The sequence below is a fragment of the Enterobacter sp. 01-M-02-SI-ECC genome, assembly GCF_047530595.1.
GTDB classification, from domain to species: Bacteria; Pseudomonadota; Gammaproteobacteria; order Enterobacterales; family Enterobacteriaceae; genus Enterobacter; species Enterobacter cloacae_M.
Window position 1 is genome coordinate 70,032 of sequence record NZ_JBLKCZ010000005.1, and the last position, 17,895, is coordinate 87,926.

The window sequence follows — 17,895 nt, forward strand, 5'->3', positions numbered from 1 at the left end:
AATTAACATGATCGGCTTAACGTGACTAAAGTACGTAATTGCGTTCTTGATGCACTTTCCATCAACGTCAACAACATCATTAGCTTGGTCTTGGGTACTTTCCCTTTGGACCCGACAGTGTCAAAAACGGCTGTCATCCTAACCATTTTAACAGCAACATAACAGGCTAAGTGACACCAGACACCCAATAAAACTACGCTTCGTTGACATATATCAAGTTCAATTGTAGCACGTTAACAGTTTGATGAAATCATCGTAGCGGAATGCTAGCCTTTGTCACAATTTTTCAATAAACCAACTAGTTGCGGACATTGATTTATAAACGAAGCGAATCCAATCAGAATAGGGTATTCATGTTGCTATTATCATTATAAAACATAGGGATAATAGTGTTCTGTTAACATTCTAACTGATTGTTCAGACAAGGAATAGTTTAGCGTTTTTAATTTGTTATGAAACGCTATTTCGGTGATTTGTGTTGCAATTTTGTAAATTCGCGCTGCGTAATATGTTGAAGTGCATCACATTTTTACCCGCTAACTGATTAAAAAGAGAGCATAAATGCATCTGTCGATTGTACTGGTTGCCCCAGCCAGAGCCGAAAATATAGGCGCTGCCGCGCGTGCCATGAAAACCATGGGGTTCACAGATTTACGTATCGTGGACAGCACTGCCCACCTGGAGCCTGCGGCTCGTTGGGTAGCGCACGGATCGGGCGATATCCTCGATAATATAACCACTTACGCTACGCTTGCTGATGCGCTGCACGACATTTCGTTTACCGTTGCGACCACCGCGCGCAGCCGTGCGAAGTTCCATTACTATGCCACGCCAGCGGAGCTGGTGCCGATGCTGAGCGAGAAAAGCCAGTGGCTGGAGAAGGCCGCGCTGGTGTTTGGTCGCGAAGATTCCGGATTAACCAACGAAGAGCTGGAGCTGGCGGACGTTCTTACCGGTGCGCCGATGGTCGCCGATTATCCCTCCCTGAATTTAGGCCAGGCGGTCATGGTCTATTGCTATCAATTAGCCTCCCTAATACAAATCCCTCAACCTCAGGCAGAAGGGGCAAATGAAAATCAGCTGGCTGCGCTGCGCGCTCGCGTTGAGCAACTGTTGTCTCAGCTGGGGGTAGCGGACGATCAGAAAATGGCTGACTGGCTGCAGCAGCGTTTGGGCCGTCTTGAGCAGCGGGACACCGCAATGCTGCACCGTTTGCTGCACGATATTGAAAAAAAATTAGCGGAGTAAAATCCTGTCATAAGTTTTTACTATGGAGAATAAGTCTGTCCTGATGGGTTGCATCTGGGCGAATCGGATGAAAATAAATCTGCACACAGCGGGACGTGAGAGTCTCCCGAATTGTGATCAAATTAAAAATTCGTTGACTTAAGGTGCCCGATCCTTTAACCCTAAAAGAATACAGGACAGACAGATAATAATGACAGAGTACACAACATCCATGAAACGCATCAGCATCACCACCATTACTACAACCATCATCATTACCACAGGTAACGATGCGGGCTGACGCGTACAGGAAAAACAAAAAAAAGCCCGCACCTGAACAGTGCGGGCTTTTTTTTCGGCTAAAGGAAACGAGGTAGAACCATGCGAGTGTTGAAGTTCGGCGGTACATCAGTGGCAAATGCAGAACGTTTTCTGCGTGTTGCCGATATCCTGGAAAGCAACGCCAGGCAGGGGCAGGTTGCTACCGTGCTCTCTGCCCCGGCAAAAATCACGAACCATCTGGTGGCGATGATTGAAAAAACCATCGGTGGCCAGGATGCACTCCCGAACATCAGCGACGCAGAGCGTATCTTCGCTGACTTACTGCAAGGGCTGGCAGAGGCGCTGCCTGGCTTCCCGCACGCTCAGCTGAAGTCCTTCGTTGAGCAGGAGTTCGCGCAAATCAAACACGTCCTGCACGGCATCAGCCTTCTCGGCCAGTGCCCGGACAGCGTCAACGCGGCGCTGATCTGCCGGGGCGAAAAACTTTCTATCGCCATCATGGCCGGCGTGCTGGAAGCGCGCGGCCATAGCGTGACCGTAATCGATCCGGTTGAAAAACTGCTGGCGGTGGGCCACTACCTCGAATCCACCGTTGATATTGCCGAATCAACCCGCCGTATCGCCGCTAGCAAAATTCCGTCTGACCACATGATCCTGATGGCAGGCTTCACCGCCGGTAACGAGAAGGGCGAGCTGGTGGTGCTGGGCCGTAACGGCTCCGACTACTCCGCCGCCGTGCTGGCCGCCTGTTTACGTGCGGACTGTTGTGAAATCTGGACTGACGTCGACGGCGTTTATACCTGCGACCCACGCCAGGTACCCGATGCCAGACTGCTGAAGTCGATGTCGTACCAGGAAGCGATGGAGCTTTCCTACTTCGGCGCCAAAGTGCTTCACCCGCGTACCATCTCCCCGATTGCCCAGTTCCAGATCCCTTGCCTGATTAAAAACACCGGTAATCCGCAGGCGCCGGGTACGCTGATTGGCGCGAGTACCGATGAAGACGGTTTGCCGGTCAAAGGCATCTCCAACCTCAACAACATGGCGATGTTCAGCGTCTCCGGTCCGGGGATGAAGGGGATGGTTGGCATGGCGGCGCGCGTCTTTGCTGCTATGTCCCGCAACGGTATCTCGGTGGTGCTGATTACCCAGTCTTCTTCCGAATACAGCATCAGCTTCTGCGTGCCGCAGGCCGACTGCCTGCGCGCCCGCCGCGCGCTGGAGGACGAGTTCTACCTGGAGCTGAAAGAAGAGCTGCTGGAGCCGCTCGCCATTCAGGAGCGTCTGGCGATTATCTCCGTGGTCGGCGACGGCATGCGCACGCTGCGCGGTATCTCCGCCAAGTTCTTTGCCGCGCTGGCGCGCGCCAATATCAATATCGTGGCGATTGCCCAGGGCTCGTCAGAGCGTTCAATTTCCGTTGTTGTGGACAACGATGACGCCACCACCGGCGTACGCGTGGTTCACCAGATGCTGTTCAACACCGACCAGGTTATCGAACTGTTCCTGATTGGCGTCGGCGGGGTGGGCGGCGCGCTGCTGGAGCAGGTGAAGCGTCAGCAGGAGTGGCTGAAGAAGAAACATATCGATCTGCGCGTCTGTGGGATTGCCAACTCCAGAGCGTTGCTGACCAATGTGCATGGCCTTAACCTGGAAAACTGGCAGGCCGAGATGAACGAGGCGAAAGAGCCGTTCAACCTGGGGCGCCTGATCCGCCTGGTGAAAGAGTATCATCTGCTTAACCCGGTGATCGTCGACTGTACCTCGAACCAGGCGGTGGCCGATCAGTACGCCGACTTCCTGCGCGAGGGGTTCCACGTGGTGACGCCGAACAAAAAGGCCAACACCTCGTCGATGGATTACTATCACCAGCTGCGTCTGGCGGCGAGCAAGTCGCGCCGCAAGTTCCTGTACGACACCAACGTGGGCGCGGGCCTGCCGGTTATCGAGAACCTGCAGAACCTGCTGAACGCCGGCGACGAACTGCAGCGTTTCTCCGGCATTCTCTCCGGCTCGCTGTCGTTTATCTTCGGCAAGCTGGATGAGGGGATGAGCCTGTCGGAAGCCACCCGCGCCGCGCGCGAGCTGGGCTATACCGAGCCGGATCCGCGTGACGATCTCTCCGGTATGGACGTGGCGCGCAAGCTGCTGATCCTCGCCCGTGAAACGGGCCGTGAGCTTGAGCTTTCCGATATCGTGATTGAACCCGTGCTGCCAGCAGAATTTGACAGCAGCGGTGATGTCGCTGCATTCATGGCAAATTTGCCGCAGCTTGACGACGCTTTTGCCGCTCGCGTTGCGAAAGCCCGTGATGAAGGTAAGGTATTGCGCTATGTTGGCAACATTGAAGAAGATGGCGTGTGCCGGGTGAAGATTGCCGAAGTGGATGGCAACGACCCGCTGTACAAAGTCAAAAACGGCGAAAACGCCCTCGCGTTTTACAGCCACTATTATCAGCCACTGCCGCTGGTGCTTCGCGGCTATGGCGCAGGGAACGATGTTACGGCGGCGGGTGTGTTTGCCGATCTGCTGCGTACCCTGTCATGGAAGTTAGGAGTTTAACATGGTCAAAGTTTATGCCCCGGCTTCCAGCGCGAATATGAGCGTCGGATTTGACGTGCTGGGCGCGGCGGTGACGCCGGTGGATGGTTCACTGCTGGGCGATACGGTCACGGTGGAAGCGGCAGACAGCTTCAGCCTGAACAACGTGGGCCGCTTCGCCAGCAAACTGCCGTCCGACCCGCGCGAGAATATCGTCTATCAGTGCTGGGAACGCTTCTGTCAGGAGATCGGTAAAAACGTGCCGGTTGCCATGACGCTGGAAAAAAGTATGCCGATTGGCTCGGGTCTGGGTTCCAGCGCCTGCTCGGTGGTCGCCGCGCTGGTGGCGATGAACGAGCACTGCGGCAAGCCGCTAAACAACAACCGCCTGCTGGGGTTGATGGGCGAGCTGGAAGGGCGCATCTCCGGCAGCATTCACTATGACAACGTGGCGCCGTGCTTCCTCGGCGGCATGCAGCTGATGATCGAAGAAAATGGCATCATCAGCCAGCAGGTGCCAGGGTTTGATGAGTGGCTGTGGGTGCTGGCCTATCCGGGCATTAAGGTCTCTACCGCGGAAGCGCGTGCGATCCTGCCCGCGCAGTATCGTCGTCAGGACTGTATCGCCCACGGGCGTCATCTGGCGGGCTTTATCCACGCCTGCTACACCCGTCAGCCGCAGCTGGCGGCGAAGCTGATGAAGGACGTCATTGCCGAGCCGTACCGCACGAAGCTGCTGCCGGGCTTTAACGAGGCGCGACAGGCATCCATGGATATCGGCGCGCAGGCGTGCGGCATCTCCGGCTCCGGCCCGACGCTGTTCGCCCTGTGCGACAAGCCTGACACCGCGCAGCGCGTGGCGGACTGGCTCTCTAAACACTACCTGCAAAATCAGGAAGGCTTTGTTCATATTTGCCGTCTGGACACGGCTGGCGCACGAGTACTGGGATAATTAATGAAACTCTACAATCTTAAAGATCATAACGAGCAGGTCAGCTTCGCGCAGGCGGTGACTCAGGGACTGGGCAAAAATCAGGGGCTGTTCTTCCCGCATGACCTGCCGGAATTCCAGCTGACCGACATCGACGAGCTGCTGAAACAGGACTTCGTCACCCGCAGCACCACAATTCTGTCTGCGTTTATCGGCGACGAAATTCCGCAGGAGCTGCTGGAAGAGCGCGTGCGTGCGGCGTTCGCTTTCCCGGCGCCGGTTAAGCAGGTTGAGCCTGACGTTGGCTGCCTGGAGCTGTTCCACGGCCCGACGCTGGCGTTTAAAGACTTCGGCGGCCGCTTTATGGCGCAGATGCTGACCCACATCAGCGGCGACAAACCGGTGACCATCCTGACCGCGACCTCCGGCGATACCGGTGCGGCGGTGGCGCATGCCTTCTACGGCCTGAAAAACGTCCGCGTGGTGATCCTCTATCCGAAAGGCAAAATCAGCCCGCTGCAGGAAAAACTGTTCTGTACGCTCGGCGGCAACATTGAAACCGTGGCAATTGACGGCGATTTCGATGCCTGCCAGGCGCTGGTCAAGAAGGCTTTCGACGACGAAGAGCTGAAGGTGGCTCTGGGTCTGAACTCTGCTAACTCCATCAACATCAGCCGTCTGCTGGCGCAGATTTGCTACTACTTCGAAGCGGTGGCGCAGCTGCCGCAGGAAGCGCGCAACCAGCTGGTGATCTCCGTGCCGAGCGGTAACTTCGGTGACCTGACGGCAGGTCTGCTGGCGAAATCCCTGGGTCTGCCGGTGAAACGCTTTATCGCCGCGACCAACGCCAACGACACCGTGCCGCGCTTCCTGAAAGACGGGAAGTGGGCGCCGAACGCTACGCAGGCGACGCTCTCCAACGCGATGGATGTGTCACAGCCGAACAACTGGCCGCGCGTGGAAGAGCTGTTCCGCCGTAAGATCTGGCGTTTGGGTGACCTGGGTTACGCCGCGGTGACGGATGAAACCACCAAAGAGACCATGCGCGAGCTGAAGGCGGTGGGGTATACCTCTGAACCGCACGCGGCGATTGCCTACCGCGCGCTGCGCGACCAGCTTAACCCGGGTGAATATGGCCTTTTCCTGGGCACCGCGCATCCGGCGAAGTTCAAAGAGAGCGTAGAAGCGATCCTGGGCGAAACGCTGCCGCTGCCGAAAGAGCTGGCCGAGCGCGCCGACCTGCCTCTGCTGTCACATGAGCTGCCGGCAGATTTTGCCGCGCTGCGTAAGCTGATGATGACTCGCGCGTGATTGTGTTGCCCGGTGGCGGCTACGCCTTACCGGGCCTACAACGACCACGACGACCTAATCGTAGGCCGGGTAAGCGCAGCGCCACCCGGCAATCGCAACACCGATCTCTATGCCGGGTAAGGCGAAGCCGCCACCCGGCTTTTTTATGGAGAAATTAAGGAGAGAAAAAGCAGGAAAAAAGCAGAAATTCCCAATAAATGCGGTCACTTAGCCTTTAGGATTGCAGAGAATAACATCCCCCGCTCCCCTCGCGTAATCTCCTTACATCGGCCCACGTTGGGCAAGAAGAATAAGGAGTCACCTGTGTCTACACTGAAACCTGCACTCATCGCGCTTTCACTGGTGCTGGCCGCCCCCATGGCGGTTCAGGCATCAGAAATTACCCTCGTACCGGCGGTTAAACTGCAGATTGGCGACCAGGATAACAACGGTCATTACTGGGACGGCGGCCGCTGGCGCGACCACGACTGGTGGAAGGCGCATTATGACTGGCGTGATAACCACTGGCGTCCACATGATGAGCATCGTAAACACGACGATCGTCACGATGACCATCACCACGATGACCACCGCAACGATCGCGGCCCGGACTGGAAACACCATTAATGCAAAACCCCGCCAGCTGGCGGGGTTTGTTTTACTGATCGTGGCGCTTAAACACCAGCTCGCCTTTCCCTGACGCTTCTTCGTCAAAGAAATAGCCTTCGTTGTTGAAGGCGGTCAGCTGCTCCGGCTTCGTCAGGCGGTTCTGGATGATGTAGCGGCTCATCAGGCCGCGCGCTTTCTTGGCGTAGAAGCTGATCACCTTGAACTTACCGTTCTTCTCGTCGAGGAATACCGGTTTGATAATCTCCGCATCCAGCTTTTTCGGCTTCACCGACTTGTAGTATTCATCGGATGCCAGGTTTATCACCACGTTGTCGCCCTGGGCGTGCAGCGCCGCATTAAGCTTGTCGGTAATGATATCGCCCCAGAAATGGTACAGATCTTTGCCTTTGGCATTTTCCAGGCGAATCCCCATCTCCAGACGATACGGCTGCATCAGATCCAGCGGGCGCAGTACGCCGTACAGACCCGACAGCATGCGCAGATGCTGCTGGGCAAAATCGAAATCGGCTTCGCTAAAATCTTCCGCCTGCAGGCCGGTGTAGACATCACCTTTAAACGCCAGAATCGCCTGGCGAGCGTTTGCCGGGGTGAAATCCGGGTGCCACTCGTGAAAGCGGGTCGCGTTAAGATCGGCCAGCTTGTCGCTGATGCTCATCAGCGAGGCGATTTGCGGCGCAGAGAGCTTACGCGCTTCGCGGATCAGCTGTTGCGAGTAGTCCAGCAGTTCAGGCTGGGTATAGCGCTCGGTGGCGAGCGGGCTCTGGTAGTCGAGCGTTTTTGCAGGTGAAATTAGAATCAGCATATCCAGTCCTTGCAGGAAATTTAGAGCGACTTTAGCAAAAAATCGCCCTGAATTGATCGATAGCTGTTATTGCCGCGGCAAATCATCCCACGTGCCGGGGGCAAGCTGCGCCTTAACGTCGGGATAGCGGGCGGGATCAAATACCGGCGGAACGCCGAGTTTGCGCTGACGCAGATAGTCTCTGGCAATCAGGGTCACAACGGGTGAGAGCAGCAGGATAGCGGTGAGGTTCGTGATCGCCATCAGCGCCATAATGATATCGGCCAGCTGCCAGACCAGCGGCATACTGAGGAAGGAGCCAGCGATGATCATCAGAATGACCGCGAGACGCAGGGTTCCGATTGCGGCGCGGGAGTCGAGTTTCAGGAAAATAAGGTTATTTTCGGCGTAGAGGTAATTCACCACAATCGAACTGAAGGCAAACAGCACCAGGACGAGCGAGACAAATCCTGCTCCCCAGCCGCCGGTCAGGTTCACCAGCGCCTGCTGGAGAAGCTGTATCCCGGCGGTACCAGAAGAATGCGGGACGGGGCCTGCCAGCAGCAAAATCATGGCGCTGGCGGAGCAGATGATAATGGTATCGGTAAAGACGCCAATCATCTGCACAATGCCCTGTGCCGCCGGGTGTGGCGGCCAGGAAGAGGCGGCAGCGGCCGCGTTGGGGGTTGACCCCATTCCGGCTTCATTGGAGAACATGCCCCGCTGAAAACCCGCCATCAGCGCCTGGCTGAAGGTGTAGCCCAGCGCCCCGGAGGCCACCTCGCGCCAGCCAAAAGCGCTTTTGACGATGGTCGCAATCACGCCCGGCACCTGGTCGATATGCAGTGCGGCGACGAACAGGCTCGCGACAACCCAAAGCAGCGCCATAACGGGAACCAGCCACTGCATCAGGCGGGCGATGCCCCTGAGACCGGCTGAAATGGTGAGCAAAACGACGAGAGCTAACACGATACCGGCGATCCACTCCGGGCAGGAGAAGGCATAGCGCAGGGCATTGGCGACAGAATTTGCCTGGACGGTATTAAAAATAAGGCCGTACGCGAGCAGTAAAAAAAGCGAGAACAGAACGCCCATCCAGCGCATCCCTAAGCCACGCGCCATGTACCAGGCAGGACCGCCGCGAAACTGGCCGTTTTTATCTTTCTCTTTATACAGCTGGGCGAGCGAACTTTCCGCAAAGGAGGTGGCCATCCCGAGTAGCGCCGTTACCCACATCCAGAAGACCGCGCCTGGCCCACCGGCGCTGATGGCCAGCGCAACGCCCGCCAGATTCCCGCTGCCGAGGCGTGCCGCCAGGCTGGTACAGAGTGCCTGGAACGACGTTAATCCGCCCGGCTGGGGCGTAACGCTGTTTTTCAGACTTCTGCCAAACTTGCGAATATAACGAAACTGGATAAACCCACTGCGTAGCGTAAACCAAATACCTGCTCCCAGAAGCAGGTAAATCATTATCGAACCCCACAGGACTTCGTTAATAAAGAAAAAGAAATCAGGCATTAACGTCCCTCTTGTTGATGCCAAAGTGAATATGTAAGCGCTACCACTGATTGGGCATGCTGTTGCTTAGCAGCCTGTTAATCTTCCGAGTTTACCATACTCTGCCTAAGCGCACTGTCTGCGGTTGCGCTACCCCTCCGTCGTGTTATCATCAGGGCAGACCGGTTACATCCCCCTAACAAGTAAACCTGTCATTTTTCCGCTGCAGGCATGCTGTCGGTAGCGTGAATTATCCAGGGCACGTTAAAAGAGAAACACTATCATGACGGATAAATTGACCTCCCTTCGTCAGTTCACCACTGTCGTAGCTGACACCGGAGATATCGCGGCAATGAAGCTGTACCAGCCGCAGGATGCCACAACCAACCCTTCTCTGATCCTTAACGCCGCACAGATCCCTGAGTATCGCAAACTGATTGACGACGCAGTGACCTGGGCGAAAGCGCAGAGCAATGACCGCGCGCAGCAGGTTGTGGACGCTACCGACAAGCTGGCAGTGAACATCGGTCTGGAAATCCTGAAGCTGGTTCCTGGCCGTATCTCTACCGAAGTGGATGCACGTCTCTCCTACGACACCGAAGCGTCTATCGCGAAAGCGAAACGCCTGATCAAAATGTACAACGACGCTGGCATCAGCAACGACCGTATCCTGATCAAACTGGCTTCTACCTGGCAGGGTATCCGCGCGGCAGAGCAGCTGGAAAAAGACGGTATCAACTGTAACCTGACCCTGCTGTTCTCCTTCGCGCAGGCGCGCGCATGTGCAGAAGCAGGCGTATACCTGATTTCTCCGTTCGTGGGCCGTATTCTGGACTGGTACAAAGCCAACACCGATAAGAAAGAGTACGCGCCGGCTGAAGATCCAGGCGTGGTTTCTGTTACTGAAATCTACGAATACTACAAACAGCACGGCTATGAGACAGTGGTTATGGGCGCAAGCTTCCGTAACGTCGGAGAAATCATCGAGCTGGCTGGCTGTGACCGCCTGACCATCGCCCCTGCGCTGCTGAAAGAGCTGGCAGAAAGCGAAGGTACCATCGAGCGTAAGCTGTCTTACACCGGTGAAGTGAAAGCACGCCCAGAGCGCATCACTGAATCCGAGTTCCTGTGGCAGCACAACCAGGATCCAATGGCTGTAGACAAGCTGGCGGACGGTATCCGTAAGTTTGCTGTTGACCAGGGCAAACTGGAAAAAATGATCGGCGACCTGCTGTAATCATTCTGCGTGACCGGGTTCCCGGTCACGCGACTTCTTTCGTACCCTGTCTGAATCTCCTCTCTGCGTGTATCATTCCCTTTAATCAGTACTTTTTGAATGGAATGGATATGAATACCTTACGCATCGGCTTAGTGTCGATTTCTGACCGCGCCTCCAGCGGCGTTTACCAGGATAAAGGCATCCCCGCTCTGGAAGAGTGGCTTGGCAGCGCGCTGACCACCCCCTTTGACATTCAGACCCGCCTGATCCCTGACGAACAGCCGATCATCGAGCAGACGCTCTGCGAGCTGGTGGATGAGATGAGCTGCCACCTTGTTCTGACGACGGGCGGAACCGGCCCCGCGCGCCGCGACGTGACGCCGGACGCAACGCTGGCGATCGCCGATCGTGAAATGCCGGGCTTCGGCGAACAGATGCGCCAGATCGGTCTACACTTTGTTCCGACGGCCATTCTTTCCCGCCAGGTGGGAGTGATCCGCAAACAGGCGTTAATACTTAATCTGCCGGGCCAGCCGAAATCAATTAAAGAGACGCTGGAAGGGCTGAAGGCGGAAGATGGCAGCGTCCTCGTTCACGGCATCTTTGCGAGTGTACCGTATTGTATACAGCTGCTTGACGGCCCCTATGTGGAAACCGATGAGAAAGTAGTAGCAGCTTTTCGCCCGAAAAACGCACGTCGCGAAACAATCTCCTGAAATTAACCAATATGTGGCATTAGCTGAAGCGGCGATAGCGTGGTAAAGCTTTTACGGTATAGTAATTTTTTCTTTACGATTGCTGTAAAAATAAATCCACAATATACGCAAATGGTTCGCTATGTCACATAACACCCGACCTCTGAATCGACAGGACTACAAAACTCTCACGCTCGCGGCCTTAGGCGGCGCGCTGGAGTTTTACGACTTCATCATCTTTGTTTTCTTCGCCGCCGTGGTGGGAGAACTCTTCTTCCCGGCGGATATCCCGGAATGGCTGCGTCAGGTGCAAACCTTCGGCATTTTTGCCGCCGGATATCTGGCGCGTCCGCTGGGCGGCATTATCATGGCCCACTTTGGCGATCTGGTCGGGCGCAAGAAGATGTTTACCCTTAGCATTCTGCTGATGGCCGTGCCGACGCTGGCCATTGGTTTGCTGCCCACCTATGCCTCGATGGGCATCCTTGCTCCGTTGCTGCTGTTGCTGATGCGCGTCCTTCAGGGCGCGGCGATTGGCGGTGAAGTGCCGGGCGCATGGGTGTTTGTCGCGGAGCATGTTCCGGCGCGCCGCATTGGTATCGCCTGCGGAACCTTAACCGCGGGGTTAACGGTAGGGATTTTGCTTGGTTCCGTCGTCGCGACAATTGTAAACACCAGCATGACGCAGCAGGCCGTGCACGACTGGGGCTGGCGTATTCCGTTCCTGCTGGGCGGGGCGTTTGGTCTGGTCGCGATGTACCTGCGTCGCTGGCTGCAGGAGACGCCGATTTTCCTCGAGATGCAGCAGCGCAAGGCGCTGGCGCAGGAGCTGCCGGTGAAGGCGGTCGTGGTACGCCATAAAAAAGCGGTGGTGGTGTCGATGCTGCTCACCTGGCTGCTCTCGGCGGGCATTGTGGTGGTGATATTGATGTCCCCGGTGTGGCTGCAAAAGCAGTACGGTTTCGCTCCTGCCGTGACGCTACAGGCGAACAGTATCGCGACAATCATGCTCTGCTTTGGCTGCCTGGCCGCCGGGCTGGCGGCAGATCGTTTCGGTGCCAGCGTTACCTTTATCGTCGGCAGCCTGTTACTGGCCGCATCAAGCTGGGCGTTTTACCATCTGGCGGGCAGCCATCCTGAACAGCTGTTCCTGCTGTACGGCACGGTAGGGCTGTGCGTGGGCGTTGTCGGGGCGGTACCGTACGTGATGGTCCGCGCGTTCCCGCCGGAGGTACGCTTCACCGGGATCTCATTTTCCTACAACGTGTCGTATGCCATTTTTGGCGGGCTGACGCCGATTGCGGTGACGGTGCTGATGGGCGTGTCGCCGATGGCGCCAGCCTGGTATGTACTCGCGCTCTCGCTGATGGGGCTGGTATTAGGATTTTGGCTTCGTCAGGCGGGGGGATGTCGTGCCCGCGAGGCGGGCACGACAGAGGGATCAGTGTTTTTCACCAATCGGTAGAATGGTGCGGTCAAACTGCTCGTTCAGCACTTCACCCATTGCGAGGTAGATAGCGCTTGCGCCGCAAACCAGACCAATCCAGCCTGCAACATGAACGATGCCTTCGTTATCCACCAGGTGACCAATCGCCAGCAGGGCGAACAGTACGGTCAGGCTCAGGAAAACGAACTGCAGCATGCGGTTACCTTTCAGGGTGCCGAAGAACATGAACAGGGTGAAGACGCCCCACAGGCCCAGGTAAACGCCCAGGAAGTGGGCGTTTGCCGCGTCTGCCATGCCCATTTTAGGCAGCAGCAGAATGGCAACCAGGGTCAGCCAGAAAGAACCGTAAGAGGTGAAGGCGGTTAAGCCGAAGGTATTGCCTTTCTTATATTCCAGCAGGCCCGCGAAGATTTGCGCGATACCGCCGTAAAAAATGCCCATCGCCAGAATAATGCCATCCATCGGGAACATCCCGATGTTGTGCAGGTTCAGCAGGATAGTGGTCATGCCAAAACCCATCAGGCCCAGCGGAGCCGGATTAGCCAACTTAGTGTTGCCCATAAGTCCTCAAAAAAATCATCATTAATATGGTGAAATGGTTAAACCCGCGTCAATACTCCCTGACGGGGCGCGGCATCATAATGGGCGCTATCGATGGCGTCTATGATCTCATCAGGGTGAAATTAAAATTTTTTTTATGCTTGCCCCTTGATGGATGCCGTCGCGACCCCATCTTGTAGTCAACCGCAGTGTGTGGACCTGAAAAAAATCAAATCTGGGCAGTTGAAAAAGCACGTTCTGCCCTTATTACAGGTACACAACCACATGTTGACTGAATTTTTAGTGGAGACGTTTAGATGGGTAAAATTATTGGTATCGACCTGGGTACTACCAACTCTTGTGTAGCGATTATGGATGGCACTACTGCACGCGTGCTGGAGAACGCCGAGGGCGATCGCACCACGCCTTCTATCATTGCTTATACCCAGGATGGTGAAACTCTGGTTGGTCAGCCGGCTAAACGTCAGGCAGTGACAAACCCGCAAAACACCCTGTTTGCGATTAAACGCCTGATCGGCCGCCGCTTCCAGGACGAAGAAGTTCAGCGTGACGTTTCCATCATGCCTTACAAAATCATCGCGGCAGATAACGGCGATGCATGGCTTGATGTGAAAGGCACCAAAACTGCACCACCGCAGATTTCTGCTGAAGTGCTGAAAAAAATGAAGAAAACCGCTGAAGACTACCTGGGTGAGCCGGTAACTGAAGCTGTTATCACCGTTCCTGCGTACTTCAACGATGCTCAGCGTCAGGCAACCAAAGATGCTGGCCGTATCGCAGGTCTGGAAGTAAAACGTATCATCAACGAACCAACCGCTGCTGCACTGGCTTACGGTCTGGATAAAGAAGTTGGCAACCGTACTATCGCGGTCTACGACCTGGGTGGTGGTACCTTCGATATTTCTATTATCGAAATCGACGAAGTTGACGGCGAAAAAACCTTCGAAGTTCTGGCAACCAACGGTGATACCCACCTGGGTGGTGAAGACTTCGATACCCGTCTGATCAACTACCTCGTTGACGAGTTCAAGAAAGATCAGGGCATTGACCTGCGTAACGACCCGCTGGCTATGCAGCGCCTGAAAGAAGCCGCTGAGAAAGCGAAGATCGAGCTGTCTTCCGCTCAGCAGACCGACGTGAACCTGCCGTACATCACCGCAGACGCGACCGGTCCTAAACACATGAACATCAAAGTGACCCGTGCGAAACTGGAAAGCCTGGTAGAAGACCTGGTGAACCGTTCTATCGAGCCGCTGAAAGTTGCTCTGCAGGACGCTGGCCTGTCTGTATCTGACATCCAGGACGTTATCCTGGTTGGTGGTCAGACCCGTATGCCAATGGTTCAGAAGAAAGTGGCTGAGTTCTTTGGTAAAGAGCCACGTAAAGACGTTAACCCGGACGAAGCGGTCGCAATCGGTGCTGCGGTTCAGGGTGGCGTACTGACCGGTGAAGTTAAAGACGTACTGCTGCTGGACGTTACCCCGCTGTCTCTGGGTATCGAAACCATGGGCGGTGTGATGACTGCGCTCATCAACAAAAACACCACCATCCCAACGAAACACAGCCAGGTGTTCTCTACCGCTGAAGACAACCAGTCTGCGGTAACCATCCATGTGATTCAGGGTGAGCGTAAGCGTGCGGCGGATAACAAATCTCTGGGTCAGTTCAACCTGGACGGTATTAACCCGGCACCGCGCGGCATGCCGCAGATCGAAGTGACCTTCGACATCGATGCTGACGGTATCCTGCACGTGTCTGCGAAAGACAAAAACAGCGGTAAAGAGCAGAAGATCACCATCAAGGCATCTTCTGGCCTGAACGAAGCGGAAATCGAAAAAATGGTTCGCGATGCCGAAGCTAACGCGGAATCCGACCGTAAGTTCGAAGAGCTGGTTCAGACCCGCAACCAGGGTGACCATCTGCTGCACAGCACCCGTAAGCAGGTTGAAGAAGCAGGCGATAAGCTGCCAGCGGAAGACAAGACTGCTATCGAAGCTGCACTGAGTGCGCTGGAATCCTCACTGAAAGGTGAAGACAAAGCGGACATCGAAGCGAAGATGCAGGAACTGGCGCAGGCTTCTCAGAAGCTGATGGAAATCGCTCAGCAGCAGCACGCTCAACAGCAGGCGGGCGCTGACGCTTCGGCGAACAACGCGAAAGACGACGACGTTGTCGACGCTGAGTTCGAAGAAGTTAAAGATAAAAAATAATCGCCCTGATGCAGGGTAATTAATCGGCACGGGCGTAGGAGAACTCTCCACGCCCGTGCTCGCATGTTAAGGGGCTTAAAAAAACCAATGGCAAAGCAAGACTATTACGAGATTTTAGGCGTTCCGAAAACTGCGGAAGAGCGTGAAATCAAAAAGGCGTACAAGCGCCTGGCCATGAAATTCCACCCGGACCGTAACCAGGGTGACAAAGAGGCTGAAGCCAAATTTAAAGAGATCAAAGAAGCCTACGAAGTCCTGACCGATGCACAAAAACGCGCGGCCTATGACCAGTACGGTCACGCAGCCTTTGAACAGGGCGGCATGGGCGGCGGTGGATTCGGCGGTGGCGGCTTTGGCGGCGGCGCTGACTTCAGCGATATCTTTGGCGATGTGTTCGGCGATATCTTCGGCGGCGGTCGTGGTCGTCAGCGCGCGACGCGCGGCGCGGACCTGCGCTACAACATGGAGCTGACGCTGGAAGAGGCCGTTCGCGGTGTCACCAAAGAGATCCGTATCCCGACGCTGGAAGAGTGTGACGTTTGCCACGGCAGCGGCGCGAAAGCGGGCACACAGCCTCAGACCTGTCCAACCTGTCACGGCTCTGGTCAGGTACAGATGCGCCAGGGCTTCTTCGCGGTACAGCAGGCCTGTCCTCACTGTCACGGTCGCGGCACGCTGATCAAAGATCCGTGCACCAAATGCCACGGGCACGGTCGCGTTGAGAAAACCAAAACTCTGTCCGTTAAGATCCCGGCTGGCGTCGATACGGGCGACCGCATCCGTCTGGCGGGTGAGGGCGAAGCAGGTGAGCACGGTGCACCGGCGGGCGATCTGTACGTTCAGGTGCAGGTGAAACAGCACGCTATCTTCGAGCGTGAAGGTAATAACCTGTACTGCGAAGTGCCGATCAACTTCGCGATGGCGGCACTCGGCGGTGAAATCGAAGTGCCTACGCTGGACGGTCGCGTGAACCTGAAAGTACCTGGGGAAACCCAGACCGGCAAGCTGTTCCGCATGCGCGGAAAAGGCGTTAAATCCGTTCGCGGTGGCGCCCAGGGCGACCTGCTGTGCCGCGTCGTCGTCGAAACGCCGGTTGGCCTGAACGACAAGCAAAAACAGCTGCTGAAAGAACTGCAGGAGAGCTTTGGCGGCCCAACGGGTGAGAAAAACAGCCCGCGTTCCAAAAGCTTCTTCGATGGCGTCAAAAAATTCTTCGATGATTTGACCCGCTAATTCGTTAGCTGATTTTCATCTTCGAAAGCCCGGAAGCGATTCCGGGCTTTTTTATTTGCGCGTATAGCTCGGTTAAACTGAGTCTATACTCAACATTAATCTGTTTTTGCCGAGCTATTTGGCTTGGTATTATGGTTTTATCGAGGTATTGTTGTAAAAGAGAGAACTTAAATGAAATTACTACACCGTTTCTTTAGTAGTGAGGCGTCCGGTGGGGTGATCCTGATTATTGCCGCAGCGGCCGCGATGGTGCTGGCTAACCTTGGCATCACGCAGGATCTCTACCATGCATTTCTGGAAACGCCCGTTGAGCTGAAGGTCGGGGCGCTGGAAATTAACAAGAACATGCTGCTGTGGATCAACGATGCGCTAATGGCGGTATTCTTCCTGCTGGTGGGTCTTGAGGTTAAGCGTGAGCTGGTTCTGGGCTCGCTTGCCAGCCGCCAGCGCGCGGCGTTTCCTGTGATCGCAGCCATCGGCGGAATGGTCGTTCCGGCGTTGCTCTTCCTGGCGTTCACCTGGCAGGATCCTGTTGCGCGTGACGGCTGGGCGATCCCGGCCGCGACGGATATCGCCTTTGCGCTCGGTGTCTTAGCCTTGCTCGGTAGCCGCGTGCCGGTGGCCCTGAAAATCTTCCTGATGGCGCTGGCGATCATCGATGACCTGGGCGCCATTGTGATTATCGCGCTGTTCTACACCAGCGATCTGTCGATCCTGTCCCTGAGCGTCGCCGCCGGGGCGATTGCGGTGCTGGCGCTGCTGAACATCTTCAATGTTCGCCGCATCGGTATCTATATCCTGGTGGGGATGGTGCTGTGGACGGCGGTGCTGAAATCCGGCGTGCACGCCACGCTGGCAGGCGTGATTGTGGGCTTCTTCGTGCCGCTTAAACCGCAGGACGGCAAGTCGCCTGCCAAACAGCTGGAGCATGTGCTGCACCCGTGGGTTGCCTTTATGATCCTGCCGCTGTTTGCGTTTGCCAACGCGGGCGTTTCCCTCGGCGGCGTGACGCTGGACGGGCTGACGTCCGTGCTGCCGCTGGGCATCATTGCCGGGCTGTTTATTGGTAAGCCGTTGGGCATTAGCCTCTTCTGCTGGCTGGCGACGAAGCTGAAGCTGGCGTCATTGCCGCACGGCACAACTTTTGGTCAAATTATGGCTGTCGGCGTGCTGTGTGGAATCGGGTTTACGATGTCGATCTTTATCTCGACGCTGGCGTTTGGTGCGCATGCGCCTGAGCTTATCGTCTGGGCTAAACTCGGCATTCTCATCGGATCATTACTGGCCGCGGTAATCGGTTATACCTTGTTGATGGTGAAGTTGTCCGGCCAGGCCGTACAGGCATAACGGA

Annotated in this window: 16 protein-coding genes and 1 other annotated feature; of the genes, 13 read left to right on the forward strand and 3 right to left on the reverse strand. The window is 55.9% G+C overall.

Annotated elements, in window-relative coordinates:
• Positions 1 to 21: 21 nt before the first annotated feature.
• The 7 genes from yjjY (at position 22) to ACMWLG_RS09335 (ending at position 6,898) form a co-directional block, all read left to right on the forward strand.
• Positions 22 to 162 (forward strand): protein YjjY, encoded by a 141-nt coding sequence (yjjY, locus tag ACMWLG_RS09305; RefSeq protein ID WP_085928893.1) that lies wholly within the window; start codon positions 22 to 24, stop codon positions 160 to 162.
• Positions 163 to 561: 399 nt separating this feature from the next.
• Positions 562 to 1,248 (forward strand): tRNA/rRNA methyltransferase, encoded by a 687-nt coding sequence (locus ACMWLG_RS09310; protein ID WP_045619430.1) that lies wholly within the window; start codon positions 562 to 564, stop codon positions 1,246 to 1,248.
• A 211-nt stretch (positions 1,249 to 1,459) separates the two neighbouring features.
• Positions 1,460 to 1,528: a thr operon leader peptide gene (thrL, locus tag ACMWLG_RS09315; RefSeq protein WP_015572623.1), complete on the forward strand. Its 69-nt coding sequence runs from the start codon at positions 1,460 to 1,462 to the stop codon at positions 1,526 to 1,528.
• Positions 1,467 to 1,584, forward strand: a sequence feature (Thr leader region). (Overlaps the previous gene by 62 nt.)
• Positions 1,585 to 1,608: 24 nt before the next feature.
• Complete coding sequence (gene thrA, locus ACMWLG_RS09320; protein ID WP_045355097.1) at positions 1,609 to 4,071, forward strand: bifunctional aspartate kinase/homoserine dehydrogenase I; 2,463 nt, start codon at positions 1,609 to 1,611, stop codon at positions 4,069 to 4,071.
• Between the two features lies 1 nt (position 4,072).
• The gene (gene thrB, locus ACMWLG_RS09325) at positions 4,073 to 5,002 is read left to right on the forward strand and encodes a homoserine kinase (protein WP_023310337.1); all 930 of its coding nucleotides are present in this window, start codon (positions 4,073 to 4,075) and stop codon (positions 5,000 to 5,002) included.
• Positions 5,003 to 5,005: 3 nt separating this feature from the next.
• Positions 5,006 to 6,292 carry a threonine synthase gene (gene thrC, locus ACMWLG_RS09330; RefSeq protein ID WP_045400946.1) on the forward strand — a complete coding sequence of 429 codons (1,287 nt, stop codon included), beginning with the start codon at positions 5,006 to 5,008 and terminating at the stop codon, positions 6,290 to 6,292.
• Positions 6,293 to 6,595: 303 nt separating this feature from the next.
• Positions 6,596 to 6,898 carry a DUF2502 domain-containing protein gene (locus ACMWLG_RS09335; RefSeq protein ID WP_045400948.1) on the forward strand — a complete coding sequence of 101 codons (303 nt, stop codon included), beginning with the start codon at positions 6,596 to 6,598 and terminating at the stop codon, positions 6,896 to 6,898.
• A 31-nt stretch (positions 6,899 to 6,929) separates the two neighbouring features.
• On the opposite strand, the gene yaaA is transcribed toward ACMWLG_RS09335, so the two are convergent.
• Together yaaA and ACMWLG_RS09345 are read right to left on the reverse strand one after the other, a co-directional pair.
• Positions 6,930 to 7,703 carry a peroxide stress protein YaaA gene (gene yaaA, locus ACMWLG_RS09340; protein WP_045400951.1) on the reverse strand — a complete coding sequence of 258 codons (774 nt, stop codon included), beginning with the start codon at positions 7,701 to 7,703 and terminating at the stop codon, positions 6,930 to 6,932.
• 66 nt (positions 7,704 to 7,769) lie between these two features.
• Positions 7,770 to 9,200, reverse strand: a complete 1,431-nt coding sequence (locus tag ACMWLG_RS09345) for an alanine/glycine:cation symporter family protein (protein ID WP_023310341.1) — start codon at positions 9,198 to 9,200, stop codon at positions 7,770 to 7,772.
• A gap of 262 nt (positions 9,201 to 9,462) precedes the next feature.
• Between ACMWLG_RS09345 and tal the strand changes: the two genes are divergently transcribed.
• From tal to ACMWLG_RS09360, 3 genes are all read left to right on the forward strand, one after another.
• Entirely contained in the window at positions 9,463 to 10,416 is a 954-nt protein-coding gene (gene tal, locus ACMWLG_RS09350; RefSeq protein WP_023310342.1) for a transaldolase, read from the forward strand.
• Between the two features lie 110 nt (positions 10,417 to 10,526).
• Positions 10,527 to 11,114 carry a molybdopterin adenylyltransferase gene (gene mog, locus ACMWLG_RS09355; RefSeq protein ID WP_045400953.1) on the forward strand — a complete coding sequence of 196 codons (588 nt, stop codon included), beginning with the start codon at positions 10,527 to 10,529 and terminating at the stop codon, positions 11,112 to 11,114.
• Positions 11,115 to 11,235: 121 nt separating this feature from the next.
• Positions 11,236 to 12,558, forward strand: a complete 1,323-nt coding sequence (locus ACMWLG_RS09360) for an MFS transporter (RefSeq protein WP_023310344.1) — start codon at positions 11,236 to 11,238, stop codon at positions 12,556 to 12,558.
• On the opposite strand, the gene satP is transcribed toward ACMWLG_RS09360, so the two are convergent.
• Entirely contained in the window at positions 12,535 to 13,101 is a 567-nt protein-coding gene (satP, locus tag ACMWLG_RS09365) for an acetate uptake transporter (protein ID WP_023334461.1), read from the reverse strand. The two genes, ACMWLG_RS09360 and satP, sit on opposite strands and share 24 nt — an antisense overlap.
• A 296-nt stretch (positions 13,102 to 13,397) precedes the next feature.
• On the opposite strand from satP, the gene dnaK reads away from it, so the two are divergent.
• From dnaK to nhaA, 3 genes are all read left to right on the forward strand, one after another.
• A complete protein-coding gene (gene dnaK / locus ACMWLG_RS09370) occupies positions 13,398 to 15,311 on the forward strand; it encodes a molecular chaperone DnaK (RefSeq protein WP_023310346.1) in 1,914 nt (637 codons plus the stop codon).
• Between the two features lie 87 nt (positions 15,312 to 15,398).
• Entirely contained in the window at positions 15,399 to 16,544 is a 1,146-nt protein-coding gene (gene dnaJ, locus ACMWLG_RS09375; protein ID WP_045400956.1) for a molecular chaperone DnaJ, read from the forward strand.
• 171 nt (positions 16,545 to 16,715) lie between these two features.
• Entirely contained in the window at positions 16,716 to 17,891 is a 1,176-nt protein-coding gene (gene nhaA / locus ACMWLG_RS09380; protein WP_045400958.1) for a Na+/H+ antiporter NhaA, read from the forward strand.
• Positions 17,892 to 17,895 lie beyond the last annotated feature (4 nt).